The organism is Pseudoalteromonas sp. APC 3694 (genome assembly GCF_030407565.1).
In the GTDB taxonomy this organism is placed as follows: domain Bacteria; phylum Pseudomonadota; class Gammaproteobacteria; order Enterobacterales; family Alteromonadaceae; genus Pseudoalteromonas; species Pseudoalteromonas tetraodonis.
The window spans coordinates 70,231-88,047 of record NZ_JASDDE010000009.1 but is presented as its reverse complement, the minus strand read 5'-3'; the positions used below and the strand labels follow the sequence as shown (position 1 = coordinate 88,047).

General features: G+C 39.6%; 17 protein-coding genes and 1 pseudogene. 11 read left to right on the top strand and 7 right to left on the bottom strand.

Going from position 1 to position 17,817, the window contains the following annotated elements; genetic code table 11:
* Positions 1-134 precede the first annotated feature (134 nt).
* Positions 135-437: an H-NS histone family protein gene (locus QMA00_RS05470; protein ID WP_002958250.1), complete on the top strand. Its 303-nt coding sequence runs from the start codon at positions 135-137 to the stop codon at positions 435-437.
* 138 nt (positions 438-575) lie between these two features.
* Positions 576-2,327 carry a DEAD/DEAH box helicase gene (locus QMA00_RS05465; RefSeq protein ID WP_076922182.1) on the top strand — a complete coding sequence of 584 codons (1,752 nt, stop codon included), beginning with the start codon at positions 576-578 and terminating at the stop codon, positions 2,325-2,327.
* Between the two features lie 44 nt (positions 2,328-2,371).
* On the opposite strand, the gene QMA00_RS05460 is transcribed toward QMA00_RS05465, so the two are convergent.
* Entirely contained in the window at positions 2,372-2,707 is a 336-nt protein-coding gene (locus tag QMA00_RS05460) for a ribonuclease E inhibitor RraB (protein WP_076922192.1), read from the bottom strand.
* A gap of 192 nt (positions 2,708-2,899) precedes the next feature.
* Between QMA00_RS05460 and QMA00_RS05455 the strand changes: the two genes are divergently transcribed.
* The 3 genes from QMA00_RS05455 (at position 2,900) to QMA00_RS05445 (ending at position 9,488) form a co-directional block, all read left to right on the top strand.
* The gene (locus QMA00_RS05455) at positions 2,900-4,627 is read left to right on the top strand and encodes an autotransporter assembly complex family protein (protein WP_076922181.1); all 1,728 of its coding nucleotides are present in this window, start codon (positions 2,900-2,902) and stop codon (positions 4,625-4,627) included.
* The gene (locus QMA00_RS05450) at positions 4,627-8,313 is read left to right on the top strand and encodes a translocation/assembly module TamB domain-containing protein (protein WP_290156320.1); all 3,687 of its coding nucleotides are present in this window, start codon (positions 4,627-4,629) and stop codon (positions 8,311-8,313) included. Before QMA00_RS05455 ends, QMA00_RS05450 begins: the two co-directional genes overlap by 1 nt.
* A 290-nt stretch (positions 8,314-8,603) precedes the next feature.
* Positions 8,604-9,488: a peptidylprolyl isomerase gene (locus QMA00_RS05445; RefSeq protein WP_024601583.1), complete on the top strand. Its 885-nt coding sequence runs from the start codon at positions 8,604-8,606 to the stop codon at positions 9,486-9,488.
* Between the two features lie 43 nt (positions 9,489-9,531).
* Here QMA00_RS05445 and queF read toward each other — a convergent pair whose 3' ends face one another.
* The gene (gene queF / locus QMA00_RS05440) at positions 9,532-10,377 is read right to left on the bottom strand and encodes an NADPH-dependent 7-cyano-7-deazaguanine reductase QueF (protein ID WP_290156317.1); all 846 of its coding nucleotides are present in this window, start codon (positions 10,375-10,377) and stop codon (positions 9,532-9,534) included.
* 59 nt (positions 10,378-10,436) lie between these two features.
* Between queF and syd the strand changes: the two genes are divergently transcribed.
* The gene (syd, locus tag QMA00_RS05435) at positions 10,437-10,976 is read left to right on the top strand and encodes a SecY-interacting protein (protein ID WP_016898959.1); all 540 of its coding nucleotides are present in this window, start codon (positions 10,437-10,439) and stop codon (positions 10,974-10,976) included.
* A 56-nt stretch (positions 10,977-11,032) separates the two neighbouring features.
* Here syd and QMA00_RS05430 read toward each other — a convergent pair whose 3' ends face one another.
* From QMA00_RS05430 to QMA00_RS05420, 3 genes are all read right to left on the bottom strand, one after another.
* Complete coding sequence (locus QMA00_RS05430; protein WP_013465369.1) at positions 11,033-11,806, bottom strand: Zn-ribbon-containing protein; 774 nt, start codon at positions 11,804-11,806, stop codon at positions 11,033-11,035.
* Positions 11,807-11,819: 13 nt separating this feature from the next.
* A complete protein-coding gene (locus QMA00_RS05425) occupies positions 11,820-12,086 on the bottom strand; it encodes a hypothetical protein (protein WP_024601586.1) in 267 nt (88 codons plus the stop codon).
* A gap of 97 nt (positions 12,087-12,183) precedes the next feature.
* Positions 12,184-12,420, bottom strand: a complete 237-nt coding sequence (locus QMA00_RS05420) for a DUF2789 domain-containing protein (RefSeq protein WP_013465367.1) — start codon at positions 12,418-12,420, stop codon at positions 12,184-12,186.
* A gap of 295 nt (positions 12,421-12,715) precedes the next feature.
* Between QMA00_RS05420 and QMA00_RS05415 the strand changes: the two genes are divergently transcribed.
* On the top strand, positions 12,716-13,372 hold the full coding sequence (locus QMA00_RS05415; protein WP_013465366.1) for a GNAT family N-acetyltransferase: 657 nt from the start codon (positions 12,716-12,718) through the stop codon (positions 13,370-13,372).
* A 594-nt stretch (positions 13,373-13,966) separates the two neighbouring features.
* Here the strand turns inward: QMA00_RS05415 and QMA00_RS05410 are convergent.
* Both QMA00_RS05410 and QMA00_RS05405 read right to left on the bottom strand, forming a co-directional pair.
* The gene (locus QMA00_RS05410; protein WP_076922176.1) at positions 13,967-14,266 is read right to left on the bottom strand and encodes a DUF3301 domain-containing protein; all 300 of its coding nucleotides are present in this window, start codon (positions 14,264-14,266) and stop codon (positions 13,967-13,969) included.
* Positions 14,267-15,295 carry a DUF3549 family protein gene (locus tag QMA00_RS05405; RefSeq protein ID WP_076922175.1) on the bottom strand — a complete coding sequence of 343 codons (1,029 nt, stop codon included), beginning with the start codon at positions 15,293-15,295 and terminating at the stop codon, positions 14,267-14,269. It lies immediately after the preceding gene.
* Positions 15,296-15,398: 103 nt separating this feature from the next.
* On the opposite strand from QMA00_RS05405, the gene QMA00_RS05400 reads away from it, so the two are divergent.
* The 4 genes and pseudogenes from QMA00_RS05400 (at position 15,399) to QMA00_RS05385 (ending at position 17,815) form a co-directional block, all read left to right on the top strand.
* Positions 15,399-15,719, top strand: coding sequence for a YqcC family protein (locus QMA00_RS05400; protein WP_013465363.1), 321 nt, complete (start codon positions 15,399-15,401; stop codon positions 15,717-15,719).
* Positions 15,712-16,476, top strand: coding sequence for a tRNA pseudouridine(65) synthase TruC (truC, locus tag QMA00_RS05395; protein WP_013465362.1), 765 nt, complete (start codon positions 15,712-15,714; stop codon positions 16,474-16,476). Before QMA00_RS05400 ends, truC begins: the two co-directional genes overlap by 8 nt.
* Entirely contained in the window at positions 16,477-16,926 is a 450-nt protein-coding gene (locus QMA00_RS05390; protein ID WP_076922174.1) for a flavodoxin, read from the top strand.
* Positions 16,927-16,941: 15 nt separating this feature from the next.
* Positions 16,942-17,815, top strand: a pseudogene (locus QMA00_RS05385) (hypothetical protein).
* Positions 17,816-17,817 lie beyond the last annotated feature (2 nt).

The window sequence follows — 17,817 nt, the reverse complement described above, 5'->3', positions numbered from 1 at the left end:
TCCTTGTTTATCCAATCGTTCTTGGTCGAAAGATCGGATCTCGGAACAGGCATTTAGTTCAATTTTCTTAAACGAGATTCAGGTTAAGTAGGAATATTTAAATAATTCCAATCACACAATTTAGCGAGATATAGATGAAAGAAGTCCGATCTTTTATTAAAACAGCATCATTAACAGAGCTTGAAAAAGCTCAACAGCTTATCAATGATGCAATTTCAAAATATACCCAGCAGCAAAAAGCGAAACAGGAAGTTTTGGATCTTTTAAAAGAAAAAGGACTTACGCTAGAAGATTTACAAGATGGAGCATCAGACAAGCGCACTAAAGTTAAGCCTAAGTACCGCATGGAACTTAATGGTGAGACTATTGAATGGACTGGCCGAGGCCGTCGTCCTAAAGCGTTTGAAGGTGTTGAGCTTGAAAAGTTTTTAGCTTAAAGCTAAATATAAGAGAAGCTTCGGCTTCTCTTTTTTGTTTACCTCTCAATAAAATATAATTAAAGTCTAAATGTCATAGCAGTAATTTGCTAAAATCCCCTTATTAAAATCCCCTTATTAAAATCTATTTGTTTTCCCATGAGCTATAAACTAAGACCTTACCAACAAGAAGCCGTAGAGCGCACCGTTTTACACTTTAGAAAGAGTAATGATCCTGCCGTTATTGTACTACCAACCGGCGCAGGTAAGAGTTTGGTTATTGCTGAACTTGCGCGTATAGCTAAGCAAAAAATATTAGTGCTTGCTCATGTAAAAGAGCTAGTAGAGCAAAATTCGCAAAAATATAAAAGTTTTGGTTTAGAGGCGAGTATATTTTCAGCAGGCTTAAAAGAAAAATCATTAAACCATCAAGTAACCTTTGCCAGTGTGCAATCACTTTCTCGTAATTTAAATAAATTAAATGAGCATTATTCATTACTTATTATTGATGAATGCCATAGGGTAAATGGGGATAAAAAAAGTCAGTACGGTAAATTAATAAACAGTTTAAAAGAGTATAACCCTCAGTTAAAAGTATTGGGTTTAACAGCAACACCTTATCGGTTAGGAATGGGGTGGATATACCACCACCATTATCATGGTTTTGTTAAGGGTACTCAAGAAAGCCCGTTTAAAAGTTGTATTTTTGAATTGTCGCTCAGGTATATGATCAAACATAATTATTTAACGCCACCTAACGAAGTTGATGCAGCAATTAGCCATTATGATTTTTCGTCCTTAGATAGCAATGCATTTGGGCAATATACGACTGATGACATGAATGCGCTTTTAAAAAACAGTGAGCGCGCAACGCAGGCTATATTACAGCAAGTAATTCAATACAGTGAAGAGCGCGAAGGGGTTATGGTTTTTGCCGCCACGGTAATGCATGCCCAGGAAATATTAAGCTACTTGCCAGCTCATCAAAGTGCACTAATCACAGGTGATACGCCAAACACTGAGCGCGATAAAATCATTAAGCAATTTAAAGCTAAGCAATTAAAGTATCTAGTTAATATATCGGTACTAACAACCGGCTTTGATGCGCCACATGTCGACTTTATAGCTATTTTAAGACCTACAGAATCAGTTAGTTTATATCAACAAATTGTGGGGCGAGGTTTAAGGTTATCTGAATCAAAAACGGATTGCTTAGTAATAGATTATGCTGGCAATGGTTTTAATTTATTTCACCCAGAAGTAGGTGATAAAAAAGGCGATAGTGATAATGAACCTGTGCAGGTACTTTGCCCTGGTTGTGGGTTTGCGAATATATTTTGGGGTAAAACAGACTCCACTGGCAAAGTAATAGAGCACTTTGGCAGGCGTTGCCAAGGGCTGTTAGAAAATGATGAAGGTACAAAAGAGCAGTGCGATTATCGTTTTAGGTTTAAAGAATGTGAGCAGTGCGGTGCCCAAAATGATATTGCTGCACGTAAATGCCATGATTGCGGCGCGGTAATGGCCGACCCTGATGATAAGTTACGCAATGCATTAAACTTAAAAGACGCACTTGTGCTTCGATGTAGTGGGTTATCGGTAACTCTAATTAAAGATGAACTTATTAAAGTAACGTATTTTGATGAAGATGGCGCAAGTTGCGATGAGGTATATAACCTCGCAAATAAGGGCGGGCAATTTATATTTAATAAGCAATTTGGTCTACGAGTAGGACTTGGACAAACACCTATTAATTTTAAAACTGCAGCGCAAGTAGTAAGCGCACAATTTGAATTAGTACCACCAGATTTTGTTATTGCACGAAAAAGCAAAAAGTATGGTTGGAAAGTGGCTGATAAGCTATTTGACTATAAAGGCAATTTTAGGAAGGCAAATCAGTTAAGCCGTTAAGCTTAACTGATAGAGTACATTGGACTAATACAATTAAAAGGCAATTAAGCTTCGTCACCGTCCATTAATCCCCAGCCGTCACCATATCCATTAAAGCTATTAGCAATGCTTTCAATGTATTGCTCAGCTTGGCCTAAAAGGGTGTGCTCTGGCACCATTTGTACTTGAGTGATTACTTCCCAAACGCCAGTATCTTTGCATTTTTCAACATCAGCAGTTTGCACTAATGCATCGTTTACAATCTCAGTTGCAAATTTTTCGGCATCAACCTGTTGTTCAAATAAAATGTAAAAATCAATTTGTTGCATTTTACTTAAATCTACACCAGCGGCGGAAATTTCAGCAAGTAGCTGGCCATTGTCATCATCAGGGAATTGCATTAAAAAACTCATTAATTTTATTTTGTACTCGTTATAGCTATTGTAACCAAAATAAACCGTTAACGCGTACTAAATTTTGACTGCATCTTTGAGTGTTAATTGCGATTAAGTTAATGTTAGGCTCATTGTGGCTATGGTAGTATATCTCTGTCTAGCGGTTTATTTTATGGATACCACAGTAAGGATATTTACTTGTTCAATCAGCTTTTAAAGTTTTTTTGTTTTTTTTGCTTATTAGTAAGCCTGTCTTCTATTGCCTCTGAAAATATTATTGAAGATTATGAAATTAAAGGGATCAGTGGCGACTTAGAAAATAACGTTGCACTTTATTTAAAACAACTTGTTGGTGAAAAACCAACCCGTACACTTCGTCGGTATGCAAAAACGCAAGTTGAGAACAGTATCAAAGCCTTAGGTTATTACAGTCCAGTAGTAAATATTGATTTTGATAAAGACGAGCGCGAACTTGTTGTAAATATAGAGCGAGGCCCAGCCACACGTATTGAGTCACTTAATATAACGGTTAATGGTGAAGCAAAACAGGATCCGTTCGTTCAAAAAACGATTGAAGATCTTAATTTAAAACAAGGTGATATTTTAAATCATGGGGTTTATAGCAGCGCGCATAAAAAAATAGAGTCAGTGTTGCTAGAGTATGGATATTTCGATGCAAAATGGCCTGTTAGAAAATTTGAAGTATCACTCAAAAAACACAGCGCAACCATTACTTTTACTATTGATAGCGGAGTTCGTTATCAATTTGGTGATATTTTAATTGCCAGAAATACTCCAGCCGAAAAATATATCCGCTCTTTGGCGCCATTTAAAATGGGTCAGTCGTACAAAGCATCCTATATTGCCGATTATAATCTTGATTTATCGAGCACTCCTTATTTTACAAGCGTGCGTGTTTACGCCGATATTACAGCGAGAAAAAACAAGCAAGTTCCTATAAAAGTCGATGTGTTACATAAACCAGAAAATAGTTATGAAATTGGTGGTGGCTTTAGTACAGATTTAGGGCCGAAAGTACGTTTTAAATGGAGTAAACCATGGATCACCGATAACGGGCACTATCTTGAAAGCAATTTAAATGTTTCTCAAAAACAGCAAGATATTTCCATGGCTTACACCGTGCCGGTGAATGATCCGAACGATGATTTATGGCGCTTTTCTGTCGGTTATAAGTTGGAAGATGAATTAACCAATGAAACCTACAGTGAAATACTAACAGGTCAGTTACAGCGCCAGTGGTTAACTGAGCATAAATGGGTACGAACGGCTTTTTTAAGGCGTGAGCAAGAAACCTACCGCATAGGGGATGACGAAGAAAAAACAACTGAAATGTTAATGCCTGGGATCAGTTATGCGCGTAAACAATCAAAGGGTGGCACCACACCTTATTGGGGGGTGCAGTGGTCTATTTCAGCTGAGTTTGGACTCGATAGCGTACTCTCAAGTACCAATTTGGTTAGAGTTCAATTACAGCATGCTTGGTTACGTACTTACCTTGACCGCCATCTGATCTTTTTAAAAGCAAACGTGGGCGCAATGATTGTTAATGATATAAATAACGTGCCATTTTCTTTGCGATTTTATGCCGGTGGCGATCAAAGTGTCAGGGGTTTTGCTTATCAGTCGATTTCTCCGCAAAACGAGCAGGGTGAGCGTATTGGTGGTAAATATTTATTAGCGAGTACCGTTGAATACAACTACCAATTTGCTAAAAATTGGCGGGCTGCGCTGTTTGTTGATGGGGGGACCGCAACCAATGATTTTTCAGAACAATTTGAGGTAGGTGCAGGATTTGGTTTTCGCTATTTAACACCGGTTGGTCCGATAAGAGTTGATCACGCGTGGGGGCTCACAAAAGAAAGTAAAAGTACCCGTTTAAGTATTACCATAGGGCCTGAAATTTAATGTCAGTATTTAAAAAAGTAACGGCGATAATTAGCGCCGTTTTAGCAACGCTGTTAGTTACACTGTTTTGCGTTTTGTTTACCGCCCCTGGTAATCAATTGCTTGCTTATACAGCGAATAAATTGGTTGATGGCTTAACCATTGAAATAAAAAATGGCCGATTTTTATACAATGACACGTTTAACTTACAGTTCGACCAAAATGGCGTAAGTGTTAATGCACAGCAACTAAAGATAGATTTATTTTGGTGGCAATGTGATGGTATTTGTATTGATAATTTAAGCGCTAAGTCGATTAAATTAACCTTGCCAAAAAGCGCTGAAAATAAAGATGAGACGCCAACCGCAGCAGTAGAAAAAATAACCTTACCCTTTAATATTGCATTAAAAAATCTAGCTATTGATGAATTTATTTTAAATCATTCAAGTGCAAATGTAACACTTAACACTCTGCAATTGTCGGCAAAGGCTGAAGGGTCTGATGTTACAATTAAACGCTTAACCATTCCTCGTATTAATGTGGTATTAAAAGAGCAAACCGCAGCTCAACAAGCAGCGGCTAATCAACAAACAACAACGGCTATTAAGGAATTACCAGCTTTACCTAATATCGATTTTATCTCGCCACTTAACATCAATGTTGAGCAGTTCAATATCACCAACGTGACAATAAATCAGGGCGAGCAACACTATTCAATTGATGATATTGCCCTGCAAATGAGCGTAGAAGATGCCACTATTAAAGTACAGTCACTATCGGCAGGTTATCAGCAGTGGCAGTTAAATACTCAGCTTGATGCAACACTGGAAGGGGCTATGCCTATTAACGGCAACATTAGCTTAAAAGGGAATGAACACAGAGCTACTCTTGATATAAATGGTGATCTAGCCAAGCTTAACATTGCGCTTGATACCACAGGATTATTTCCTTTAAATTTGAGAGCAACAGCCAACCTCAAACAGAAAAATTATCCCTTTAGTGTTAATGGCAAAATTAATCAATGGCTTATTAATACACAAAATAATGAGCTAAAGGTTAAAAACATCAATTTAAGTGCCCAAGGTAATGCTAACGACTATCAATTAAGTTTAACGGGTAATACTCAGCTAGATGCTTATCCAAGTGTAGATTTAAATACTCAGCTAAAAGGCACACTAACCAAGGCAACGCTTGAAACGCTTGCTTTAAAAACTAACGATAGTGCTGCGAATATTCAAGCACAGCTTGATTGGCAACAGGGAATTAAAGCGGACTTTACCGGCGTTTTATCAAATTTAAAAGCGCAATACTTAACCGATGCCCTAACCAGTGATGTTTCAGGGACTTTTAAAGGCGTATTTAACGCTCAAGCCGATACCTGGCAGCTACAAATGAACAATACTAAGCTAGCTGGCTTTTTAAACAACGCTCCCTTAGAGTTTGCTGCAAACTTTAAGTTAGATAATCAATTAAAAGCGGATATCGATAGTTTTTATTTAAGTAGTGGTGCTAACAAGTTAACTTTGAATGGGCAGGTAGATGATACATGGCAAGTTGACGGTGATATCACGCTTAATAGTGATGAGCAGGCTAATCTTCCTTTTATTGCTAACGGTAAAGCGGATTTAAAAGTACGCGGCAACAGATTAACCCCTTCGGTTAACTTAGCCGTCATACTAGAGCGTTTTATTTTTAATGAGATAAACATTAATAAACTTGCTATAAAATCTCAACTAGATACGGCCGCTGATTGGCAAACTGATCTCAGTGTTAATGTTGCATCTGCACTGGTCGCTGGGCAGCAAATTAATAATATAAACATAGCTGCCAGTGGTGATAAAACAGATCATCAACTTAGCGCGTCGATTGATGCCGAAAAAGGCGCGGTGGAACTTGAGCTTAATGGCAAAATGAAAAATGCCATTTGGAATGGTGAGCTAAGTGACATAACCCTTAGTGATAAAAAGCTGAGTTTTAATAATACTAAAAAAATATCCGTTATGGTGAATACACAAAACGGGGATTTTGATGTGAGCGCTCATTGTTGGCAATCAGCTCAAAGTAAGTTGTGTATAGATACCTTGTCGCAAACAAAAGCGCTAGGGCAGTTTAATGCAAAGCTTGCTAACCTCTCACTTGCAGAGCTTAAGCACTTATTACCAGATAATATTCGCACACGCGGAGACTTAACAGGTGATTTTGCTGCTAATTGGCAGTCAGGTGCACTTAAAACCCTCAGAGCCAATGTAAATTCTAATGGATTAAATGCAGTGCTAACCTCAGAAGAGGATCGATTTAAACTCCCAATAGAAACACTCAGTATTCGTGCTTTTTCAGATTCGCAAGTTGGTAAAATTGAAGCTAACTTGGCATCCAGTGTGTTAGGTAAAATAGCAACCGATATAAATATTGACGACATTCAAAATACACAAACACTCTCTGGTAACGTTAATATAGATAAAATTTTACTCTCAGACATTCAGCCATTTTTAGATACGCTTGAGCAACTTAAAGGGGCAATCAGCGGACAGGTTACATTAGCTGGAACGCTCAAAGATCCTCAGTTAGATGGTGAGCTTAATATAGCAGACATTAATTTAGAGGGAGAGCAATTACCTGTTGCACTTAAAGACTCTAATATACATATTTTATTTAATAAAACCACGGCAACAATTAAAGGTAACTTAAGTGATCCTCAAGGCGGGCAAGTTAAACTTACCGGTGATGTTGATTGGCAAGGTGAGCAACCCGCGGTTAATGTTGCAGTTGTTGGCAATGAGTTTTTTGTTAGAGCGCAGCAGGGTGTGATATTTAAAGTATCACCCGATCTAAAAATCGGCATAGCAGATAACGCGCTTAACCTTGTTGGTGAAGTGGTTGTGCCTTATGGACGTATAGAAATTGAAGAGCTGCCCGAGGGCGCAGTGCAAGTAAGCGATGATGAAATAATTATTGATCAAAAAACACAAGCGGCTAAAAAAGTCCCTTTTGATTACGATATAGACTTAAAAGTAACAGTAAAAAATGATGTAAAAGTCGAATCGTTTGGACTCAAGTCTAAAGTAACTGGTGATTTAGCGCTTAAAATGAGCCAAGGTACGCCAATTATTGCAACCGGAGAGCTTAATTTAATAGAAGGGACGTATTTAGCCTTCGGGCAAGACTTGATAATTAGAACAGGGCAAGTAGGTTTTAGTGGCGCAATCGACAAACCGTATCTCAACATTAAAGCGATTCGTAACCCAGATAATACCGCTGATGGTGTGATTGCCGGGGTGACTTTAACCGGCAGTGTTGAGCAACCTACGTTAAAAGTATTTTCTGAGCCTGCGATGGATCAAGCCCAAGCCTTAGCCTATTTACTCAATGGGCAACCATTAGGAGAGGGCGACAGCTCTACAGATGCTATGTTAACTCAATTATTACTTTCTCAAGGCGTGAGTCGCAGTGAGGGAGTGGTTTCTAAGGTGGGTGAAACCTTTGGTTTATCTGATGTAAGCTTAAGCTCTAAAGGCAGTGGTGAGCAAACAAAAGTAGAGATATCGGGTTATATAGCCCCAAGCTTACAGGTTAAGTACAGTGTCGGGGTGTTCGACTCACTCAGTGAAGTGGCTGTGCGCTATCAGTTACTCTCTAAACTATACATAGAAATAACCAGTGGCTTATACCAAAACGTAGACATACTGTATAAGTTTGATTGGGACTAGGGTCTGTTGACCTTTGCGGATTAAAATTTGTTCAAACTAGGGGCGGTTTAATCGCGGCGCGAGGTTTGTAACCTAGTGGGCTAAGTAAAAACCGAGTAACAAAGAGTAAATTGCCCCTAGGCAGAACCCGAAGGGCAGCGCCTGTTTGGCATTGATGCTGCGTTATCGCCTATTTATGGGGAATAACCACACCACATAGGCTCTGCCTTGCCTAAATACCAAACAGGCTGCTGCAAATTTAACCTTGAAAGGTCAACAGACCCTAATAGATAACAATAAAAAGGAAAGGTATGAAAAAGTGTGTAGTGACCCTTTTAGTGTCGGCTTTGTTAGGTGGGTGTGCCCAGCACAGTACTCAATCACCAGCCTCATCGGCTAAAAAGCTAACAAGCAGTGAGATTATTGCGGCGGCTAAAGATGATGAATGGCGATGGGTTGAATCAGAGAATATTCTAAAGTTAACCCTGCCCACAGGCGCTGCATATATTGAGCTTAACCCCAAACTTGCGCCTAAACACACTGCGAATATTAAAAAACTGGCAAGACAAGGCTTTTATCAAGGTACTCACATTTACCGTTTTGTTGAAGGGTTTGTAGCTCAAGGTGGCGATAGTACGGGTAAAAAGTTAGCCAAAACTAAACATAGCACGGTGCCAGCGGAATTTTATTTAACCACCACTGAGCCACTTTCAATAACCGAGATGGGCAGTGATGGTTATGCACCCGTAACGGGGTTTTTAGGTGGCTTTGCGGTTGCACAAAACCAAGCGCATACACAAACGTGGCAAGTCCATTGTCATGGCATATTTGCAATGGCGCGCGATAACGATATAAACAGTGCCAGCAGTGAGTTTTTTGTCACCATAGGTCAAGGGCCGCGTTATTTAGACAAAAATATTACCGTGTTTGGTCGGGTGCTTAAAGGCATGGCACATTTTCATCAGCTAGCGCGAACGCCAACTGAGAATACCGAGTTTAACCCCATTACTGATCTACAAGTATTAGCGGATGTAGCAGACGATAGCAGCCAATTTAAAGTAATGAAAACAGACTCTGATTCATTCAAACAATTAATTATTGCTAGGGGTAACCGCAGCGAGGAATGGTTTGCGTACAGCCATAATTATATTGATGTGTGTGGCATGGCGGTGCCAACTAAGCAACTTAATGACTAAAAAAGGAGCCTCAGGCTCCTTTTTTGTTAAGGTAACGCGACACTTATTGTCGGTTTATTTTTACCGCAAATGGGGTTTCGTTATAATGTGTTGAGCGATATGGGTTTATATCAAGCCCACCACGGCGCGTATAACGAGCGTATACTTCAAGTTTTTTAATATGGAGTTGAGTGGTTAAGTCGCTGTAAATACGTTCCACACATTGCTCATGAAACTCATTGTGAGTTCTAAATGAAATTAAATAGCGTAATAATGACTCACGACAAACTTGCTCACCGGTATAGCGAATAATAATACTCGCCCAATCCGGTTGTGAAGTAATTAAACAGTTAGACTTAAGCAAGTGGCTATGCAAAGTTTCGGTGACTATTTTATTGCTTTGTGATTTAAGTGAATGGGCATCAATATGGTAGTTATCTATCTCAATATCTAACTCATCTATACACTCACCTGGCAGTGGTGTGCAAGGAATACAATTGTAGTCATCAGCATTGTATAAGGTTACCTTTACAGGGCTGTTTACCGCATTGGATAAGTCGTCAATTAAATGTTGTTTAACAATTTCAATACTCCCAAAACGGCTTTGATTAAAGCTGTTTAAATAAAGCTTAAACGACTTTGATTCAATAATATGACTACTTTGACATTCGAAAGTAAACAATGCCACCGCAACTTGAGGTTTACCTTTAGTATTTAACCAAGACAGTTCGTAACCTGTCCATATGTCTTGGCCTTTAAACGGCAGCGCAGTTTCATCAATACTTAATGAATCACGATTAAGCTTGCGAGCAATAGGAAAAAGCAAGCTGGGCGTGTATTGATCGACATACTCAGTAGATTGACCAAGTACGCTGCCTTTAAGATCGGGAGAATTGCTGTAATCTGTCATGTTTGCTCTTAAATAGTTACAATGGATGCATTATATATAAATTAAATGAGTTTCACAGTATGTCTGTTGCAATGCAATTAGCTCAACTTCACGAAAAATTTAGCGAACAAACGATTACTAATACACAAAAGCGCCCATTAATCGTCCACGATGAGCAATGGCCAAGCCCATGTGAAATAGGTAGCGCCGATGAACATGGCATGATCCAGTGGCAAGCGATAGTTAGAGAGCCTACAGGTTCATTAATCGATCTCGCTAACGCATTGGAGCTTGAGTTTCCAGAGGCGTTGAGTCAATTTTATGGCCATATGTTTGCTGGCAGTGTTGTAGCCAATATTGACGGACATCAAGTGGAATTATTACAAGCATGGAATGAAGATGATTTTGACCTACTGCAACAAAATATCACCGGTCATGTTTTAATGAAACGTAAACTCAAACAAGCGCCAAGTGTATTTATTGGGTTAACCGACCAAGACGATTTGCTTGTTACCGTATTAGTAGAAACAGGTGAGGTGTGCCTAGAGTATGTAGGTAAAAAGCCACATCATGTACTTGCCAAAAACCTCAGTGAATTTATAGCGTCGTTGACAGTATAATTATAAGGTAGTTTTAAGGTGTGATGTTTTTAGACATAGCATCTTAAGTGTGGGATTTATTGAAAATCCCACGAAATATTAGAGACTATACCACACGGTTCACACCTAAAATCAAACAAGCCAAACCAAGGCTCGGGTAATTTCCATTCACCATGGCAACTCGGGCATTTACGCTCAAGTTCAGAGGCTTTATCAACCCCCCCTACACGGTATAAATAATAGTAAACAGGCTTTTTAGTTAAAAAACTAATCCGTTTAGTTATATCTTTACCACGGCGGTATAAATCACTTTGGGTGCTGGCTATTTCTTCAAGCGCTGGAAATTCACAGCGTGTTGCACCATTAATTTGAATTTGATCGCACGCTTGCCAATCTTCTTGCCATTTAATTAGTGTTTTATAGTCACCATTAGCAATCGCAGGAATATTAAATAGCGGCACGGGTAAAAAGTCATCGCCACAATACAGTGGGCTACATGTATGCACATAGGTGGTATATAAAATATAGCTTGATGGCTCTTTACAGCCATCGGCACCATTGGAGTGAATATCTTGGCCGATGACCTTTACTTTGGGAGCAAGCAAACCAGCGCCATGAAGCTTTTCAACACTGTGTTTAACAAACGCACTGTTATTAAGTGGGTGCATGGCGTCTTCGGTCGGGCACATTACACGAGTAATAAAATAGCCATCTTTTAAAACCGTTGGAAATTCCTCTCCAATGATTTGGCCATTAAAGCGTAATGCATTCACTAAGCGGTTTATTGCCTGCTCGGCTTGCTCTAGGGTTGTGTCTTGGTAGCAATCAAATGTTAAATCAACAACAAACATTTATAGTCTCAAATTATTTTTGCTCTAGCAAAGCAAGTAATCGATCAAGTTTTTGCTCAATTCTATCTAACTGAGTGTTTTTAGGATCTGAGTTACTTGCTTGCTCGGGTGTTTTCATTAAATTATAAATTGAATCGGGATTATTTTTATATTGACTCACTGCCGCAATAATAACCGGCATAGGAAGTGGTTTTACTAAACGGCTTTTAGTTAGTGCAACAGTGGGGACTTTGCCTTCATCAAGAAGGACTTTAATAGCTTCAAATACAGCAGCATTCATTCGATTTATAACTCTTTAATAAAGTAAGCTCGCAACATGGAAGTTGCGAGCAGGTATGGTAACAATAAAGTGGCTCAGACACATTAAAATGTGCGATTTAATTATTTTGACGAAGGCGAGAGTCGAGTTCGTCAATTACCTCACTCCAATCGCCATCAACCGCCAGCGATTCAGCAATAAAGTGTTGTTGGGCTTCATCCCAAAAGGGAGCATCTTGCAATAATGTGGTATCCGAAATGGCATGCGATGCAATAAATGCATCTATTTCTGCTTCTGTATTAGGTAAACCTAATTGTGCGAACAATGTATTTATGTCGTGCTTAGTCGTATCCATAATCGTGCTCCTTAATGAATTAATACTTAATACTTATTAACTCTAGGGGGGAATGATATATCTAGCCAGTTTAACCCTTACTGAATTTACGCTTTATTTACTCAGTAGTAAGTCGCTAAAGCATGATCTGACTCAATACAGAGAATAAGTGTAATAACTAAAATGTAAATTCGCTTATTTGTCCCACTTAGGTATATAGTTATATGAGCATTTGGTCATCGTTGTAGTTCAAAATTAATCCCAAACAAGTTACGCGGCGTAATGACAAAGGGTATAAAATAATAAAGGAAATAAAATGACAGCCACAGCAGAATCCACAGACACGTTTAGCGTGCAACATATTGCACCAGAAGATATCAGTACCGCTGCAAGCCTTATATATCAGGCCTACCAAAATGACCCTATTTTACAAACTCTGCTAGGATATAACGAAAAAAGCCCTCTGGACTATGAAAAAAAACTCCGTGCGCTTATTCGCGAAGAGCTCAGTAGCTTTTGGCAAGAAAAACAGCCTTTAATTGGCCTTTACCGTAACGATAAGTTAAAAGCAGTTGCTTGTGTATTTGAGTCAAGTAGCCAACTTCAAGCAGAGCGTTATTGGCATTGGCGATTAAAGTTGATGTTAAGTGCCGGTTATTTGCAAACGAATCAATTAATTGAAAAAGAAAAAACTATTCGTGATGCACTAAAGCCGCAAGGCAATTACTACTTTTTAGCGTTTATAGCCGTTGACCCACATTTTCATGGTCAAGGGTTTGGCCGCCAATTACTTAAAGGCTTAGATGGTTTATTACATGACAATCCTGAGTCCTCTGGTATAGCGGTATTTGTGACTCGTGACGAACATACGCAATTTTTTAAATCACAAGGCTTTGAGCACTTTAAGCAGCTCACATTTAACCGAGTTAAAGGTGAATTACTTTTTAAAGCTGCTCTATCTGTACAAGGCTAGGTGTTTAGAATTGTGATTATGTAAGCCAATGTTCCAAATAGGGCGCACTTACGTGAGATATATCTTACATTAACGTGCGCCTTGTCAGTTTAACTCCGTATTTTATCTTCTTAAAAACATCAAGTTATTGTTATTTATAGTTATTTTATTTTTCAATTTTATGACCGTAATTTTTTGTTTTCCTAACTATCATACTAAGCCGTTTGCTTTAAACTTTACTTTGTCAAGACGACATAGCCCAATGATTGAGCTACTGCCACGGATAAGGAATCAGGCAACTAAGTAGTTACTAGCAGGAAGCACAAAGGACAAGTTAACACGGATGCAGGGATGAAACAGGAAGTACACGGAGTACTAAAATAGCTGGGAGCTATTTAAAGGACACCAAGGATGATGCGATAGGAAATAGCAGGAGCGTTAGTTTACGCAGGATAGCCAAGGCGGCAAGTGGATATTGCAGGATGCAATGGAGAGTAAACACGGTAGTTTGCTCGTTCAGAGGATGATAAACAGGGAATAGGTAAAGGATACCTTACAGGATGTTTGCAATTGGGGCGTAACTGATGTTACGCCTTAGTTTTTTGTGCTAAGAAATTATATTCTATGTGGTGGCACAACCACACTTTTTAGTTTTTCATCTTCCATGATTAATACCCCTTGGTAGGTGTTTTCACCGTCACTTGAAAACTCAAAAATAAATTCGCTTTTCATGCCCGGTTTACCACTTTTTAAAATGCCAAATCGACGCTTGTTGCAAGCTACACTCATAAGTTGCACTTGCAATTGCTCGCTTTGGCGTTTGGCATGAACGTTCGCTGCTTCGGCTATTTTACGATTTAGCCAAAAAAAATAAATTACAGCACCAATAAGTATGAACGTCCATAAACTAGCCATTTAAGAGAATAACCTTCCAATTGCGCGAGCTAATGTCTCGCTTCTGTTTTCTTCACGTAATAAAGCTAATAAGTGAGGGCGAATAGTCGCAATTGCAACTAAATCTGCAAAAACGCTAGGAAATAATTCAGCTATTTTCTCATGATGCGCACAGTTATCCATAAACACATGTAAACGCTGTGGCTCTTCTAATTGTTTAAAGCAGCGACCAGCAATGGTCAACAAAATATCAGAATCTTGCCCTAAAGGTGAGTTAAGCGCGCAGTCAACAAGTTGTGCGCTAAGCCCTGCTGCTTGCCCTGATGATATTGCACGCAGCGCGGCAGAGGCCGCAACAACATCATTATTAGTAAGGGCGGTTTGCCCATAACTTAACAATAACTCACTTAACGAGGGCGGTATTTCTATGTGTTCAAGCATTGCACTTAATGGCTGTAATACTTCAACTGGTAATTTAGGCCACGCTGCTTGTAAGTGCTTCAAGTTATCAGCACTATGAAGACGATAAGCAAAATCGGCAATGCCTTGTAACGCGACATTTTGCCAATTATCAAAGCCAATTTGGCCACTAAAGTAGAGTTGGGCGTGCTCGTAGTATTGCGACGCTGGTTGCTTTAGCAACACTTTAACTTGCGCATTAAACGCCGCTAATTTATTCGCGTTCGGAGTAAATACATAAGGGTTGTTATCGAGTGTGCCATCGGCTTGCTCGCCGGTAATTTCTGTTCCTAGTGCCTGAATAACCATATCTGCAAAGTGATCACGGCTCGCGCTTACTAACTTACTTTGCTCATCAAGTGGGAATTTTAAGAACCACACATAGGGTTCTTTACTGGCTTTGCTATCCCAAAACTGAATCGCTAACCATGCATGACCTGCTAATGGGTAAGGGTAAGGAATTTGCGCTTGTTCAACGGCTAAAAATTGTTGTTTATCAAGCTTGGTAATGTGCCTGCCAATATCAAAAGCACGCCATTGAGTGCCTGCACCATCTAAAAGCTGGCCTAACGTAGCTATATGTTCACTCATGGATTTCCAACTGTTTTTACTACAAAATTACCTTAATTATACGCCATAGCGACTGTTGTGGGAACAGGGTATAATTGCATAATACACAGACCAAAGGGTGATTATGTACCAGCAAACCCACATATATTTACAGCAATTAGCGGCGCTACTTAAAAAGCATCAACTGTGGCAGGTTGAGCCGCTGAATCCCGATTTATTAGATTCTAGCGTACCGTTTTGTCACGATACATTGGCATTTGAACAATGGTTGCAGTTTGTATTTATTGAAAAGTTACAGCGGCTAATTGACAACAAGCAGCCGTTACCGCGCAATTTTGCAGTCGCCCCGATGGCGCAAATGACACTCACTGATAAATCAGGCAGCGAAGACATTATCGCTTTACTGACCCAATTAGATTCATATTTAGGAGAGCCTAATGAGTGAGCGCCCAGAGCCTATTGAATACGGCGAACTGTCGATTCTTTATCAAGATGAAAATTATGTAGCAATAGATAAACCCTCTGGGCTACTTGTTCATCGCTCATTTTTAGATAAACATGAAACTCAATTTGCAATGCAAATGCTGCGCGATCAAATAGGGCAACATGTGTTTCCTGTTCACCGTCTTGATAGGCCTACTTCGGGTGTATTACTGTTTGCATTAAGCTCAGAGGCGGCGCGTGATATGAATCAATTATTTATTGAGGGCACAATAACAAAACGTTATTTAGCGTTGGTACGCGGGTTTGCGCCTGAATCTGTTTTTTTAGATAAACCGTTAAAAGAAGAACTCGACAAAATAGCCGATAAGTTTGCTGATCAAGACAAAGCCGCGCAAGAAGCACAAACCCAATTTAATTGTTTGCATCAAGCTGCGCTGCCTATCCCAATAGGAAAATACCCAACGGTTCGTTATTCTTTGGTAGAGTGTTTTCCTAAAACAGGGCGTAAACATCAAATACGCCGGCATTTAAAGCACTTGTCTTTACCTATTATTGGTGATGTAAATCATGGTGATAACCAGCATAATCAGTTTTTTAGGGAGCATTTTTCGCTTCGCCGTCTAATGTTGTTTGCATCAGAGCTTAGCTTTGTGCACCCTTATAATAATGAACCCATAACAATTAAAGCGCCGCTGGGTGATGCAATGTTAAACATTTGCAAACAGCTGGGGTGGCCAGAACAAGAAGAGGATTATTAAATGGCACATATTAGTATTTTTGTTGGCAGCGTGTATGGCGGTGCAGAGCGATTAAGTGAGCAAGTTAGCGACACCCTAGAGCAAGCTGGTCATCAGGTAAGCGTATTCGCAGAGCCTACTTTAGATGATATAAAAAATGCTTCGCATATTTTAATTGTTACCTCGACCACTGGGCAAGGCGATATTCCTGATAATTTAGCGGATCTTTATCATCAATTAAATAGTACTTTTCCAATGCTAACAGACAAGCCTTTTGGTATTGTTGCCATGGGTGATAGAAGTTACGGTGATACGTTTTGTGGGGCAGGGCGCAGCTTTGATGAGCTACTACGTGATTTACAAGCTAAACCTGTTGGTAACCGACTAGAAATCGATGCCTGTGAAGACTTTGAGCCATGGCCGGTAACTGAGCCTTGGTTGCAAGCTTGGCTTGGTAAATTACCCTCATAAATGCGCAGACTCTAAATGAAAAAACATAAACTGAGTTTGGTTGTGCTTGCGGTGGCTTAGGTAGTCGCTTTGGTGGCAATAAACAAATAGCAGAAATACCTGGGCTAGATTGCACGATTATGGAGTTAAGCATTACTGATGCGTATCGCGCCGGTGTGACACAGGTTGTACTGATCATCAATCAAGCCGTTCGCAGTGAGATAGAACACATTATTTTACCTCGCTTACCTAAAGCCCTTGACGTGTTATTAGTAGAGCAACATAACGCGCTTGTTCCTGATGCATACAAAGCACTATCACAGCAACGTATAAAACCATGGGGCACAGGGCATGCGTTACTGTGTGCCAAAGCATATATTAACAACCCTGCAATTGTTATTACCGCAGATGACTATTATGGTGCGTCTTCATTTTATTGCTTAGTGAGCATTTTAAAAATAGCCCCGAATGGGCAATGGTGGGGTACCCGATTATCAACACCCTCTCTGAGCACGGTGGGGTTAATCGCGGAGTATGTAGTATTGCTGATGGAAGGCTTGTTGCAGTGACGGAATATTTAAATATTCAAAAAGAGTCTGCACATATTGTTGGGAATAATCCGCAGGGCTTGCGTGAAAAAATTAGCCGAGATGCGCTAGGAACTATGAGTTTTTGGGGGATCACCCCCTGCTTTTTTGACTATTTGCAACAAGGCTTTGAAACGTTTTTACAGCAATATAAGGTGAATACTCAGCAAGAGTACTACTTACCTGATCAAATCCAGCAAGCGATTAATGTAAAAGCACAGCCTGTATTTGTATACACTGCAAAAGAGCCTTGGTTTGGTGTTACCTATAAATCAGAACTGACAAGCATTGCGGCTACTTTGTGCGCATTACGTCAAGCGTAGCT

Excerpts from the sequence above, each read along its gene's own strand:
- QMA00_RS05470 (WP_002958250.1), top strand. The coding sequence starts at position 135 with ATGAAAGAAGTCCGATCTTTTATTAAAACAGCATCATTAACAGAGCTT.
- QMA00_RS05465 (WP_076922182.1), top strand. The coding sequence starts at position 576 with ATGAGCTATAAACTAAGACCTTACCAACAAGAAGCCGTAGAGCGCACC.
- QMA00_RS05460 (WP_076922192.1), bottom strand. The coding sequence starts at position 2,707 with ATGCAATTCCCTGATGATGACAATGGCCAGCTACTTGCTGAAATTTCC.
- QMA00_RS05450 (WP_290156320.1), top strand. The coding sequence starts at position 4,627 with ATGTCAGTATTTAAAAAAGTAACGGCGATAATTAGCGCCGTTTTAGCA.
- QMA00_RS05445 (WP_024601583.1), top strand. The coding sequence starts at position 8,604 with ATGAAAAAGTGTGTAGTGACCCTTTTAGTGTCGGCTTTGTTAGGTGGG.
- queF (WP_290156317.1), bottom strand. The coding sequence starts at position 10,377 with ATGACAGATTACAGCAATTCTCCCGATCTTAAAGGCAGCGTACTTGGT.
- syd (WP_016898959.1), top strand. The coding sequence starts at position 10,437 with ATGTCTGTTGCAATGCAATTAGCTCAACTTCACGAAAAATTTAGCGAA.
- QMA00_RS05430 (WP_013465369.1), bottom strand. The coding sequence starts at position 11,806 with ATGTTTGTTGTTGATTTAACATTTGATTGCTACCAAGACACAACCCTA.
- QMA00_RS05425 (WP_024601586.1), bottom strand. The coding sequence starts at position 12,086 with ATGAATGCTGCTGTATTTGAAGCTATTAAAGTCCTTCTTGATGAAGGC.
- QMA00_RS05420 (WP_013465367.1), bottom strand. The coding sequence starts at position 12,420 with ATGGATACGACTAAGCACGACATAAATACATTGTTCGCACAATTAGGT.
- QMA00_RS05415 (WP_013465366.1), top strand. The coding sequence starts at position 12,716 with ATGACAGCCACAGCAGAATCCACAGACACGTTTAGCGTGCAACATATT.
- QMA00_RS05410 (WP_076922176.1), bottom strand. The coding sequence starts at position 14,266 with ATGGCTAGTTTATGGACGTTCATACTTATTGGTGCTGTAATTTATTTT.
- QMA00_RS05405 (WP_076922175.1), bottom strand. The coding sequence starts at position 15,295 with ATGAGTGAACATATAGCTACGTTAGGCCAGCTTTTAGATGGTGCAGGC.
- QMA00_RS05400 (WP_013465363.1), top strand. The coding sequence starts at position 15,399 with ATGTACCAGCAAACCCACATATATTTACAGCAATTAGCGGCGCTACTT.
- truC (WP_013465362.1), top strand. The coding sequence starts at position 15,712 with ATGAGTGAGCGCCCAGAGCCTATTGAATACGGCGAACTGTCGATTCTT.
- QMA00_RS05390 (WP_076922174.1), top strand. The coding sequence starts at position 16,477 with ATGGCACATATTAGTATTTTTGTTGGCAGCGTGTATGGCGGTGCAGAG.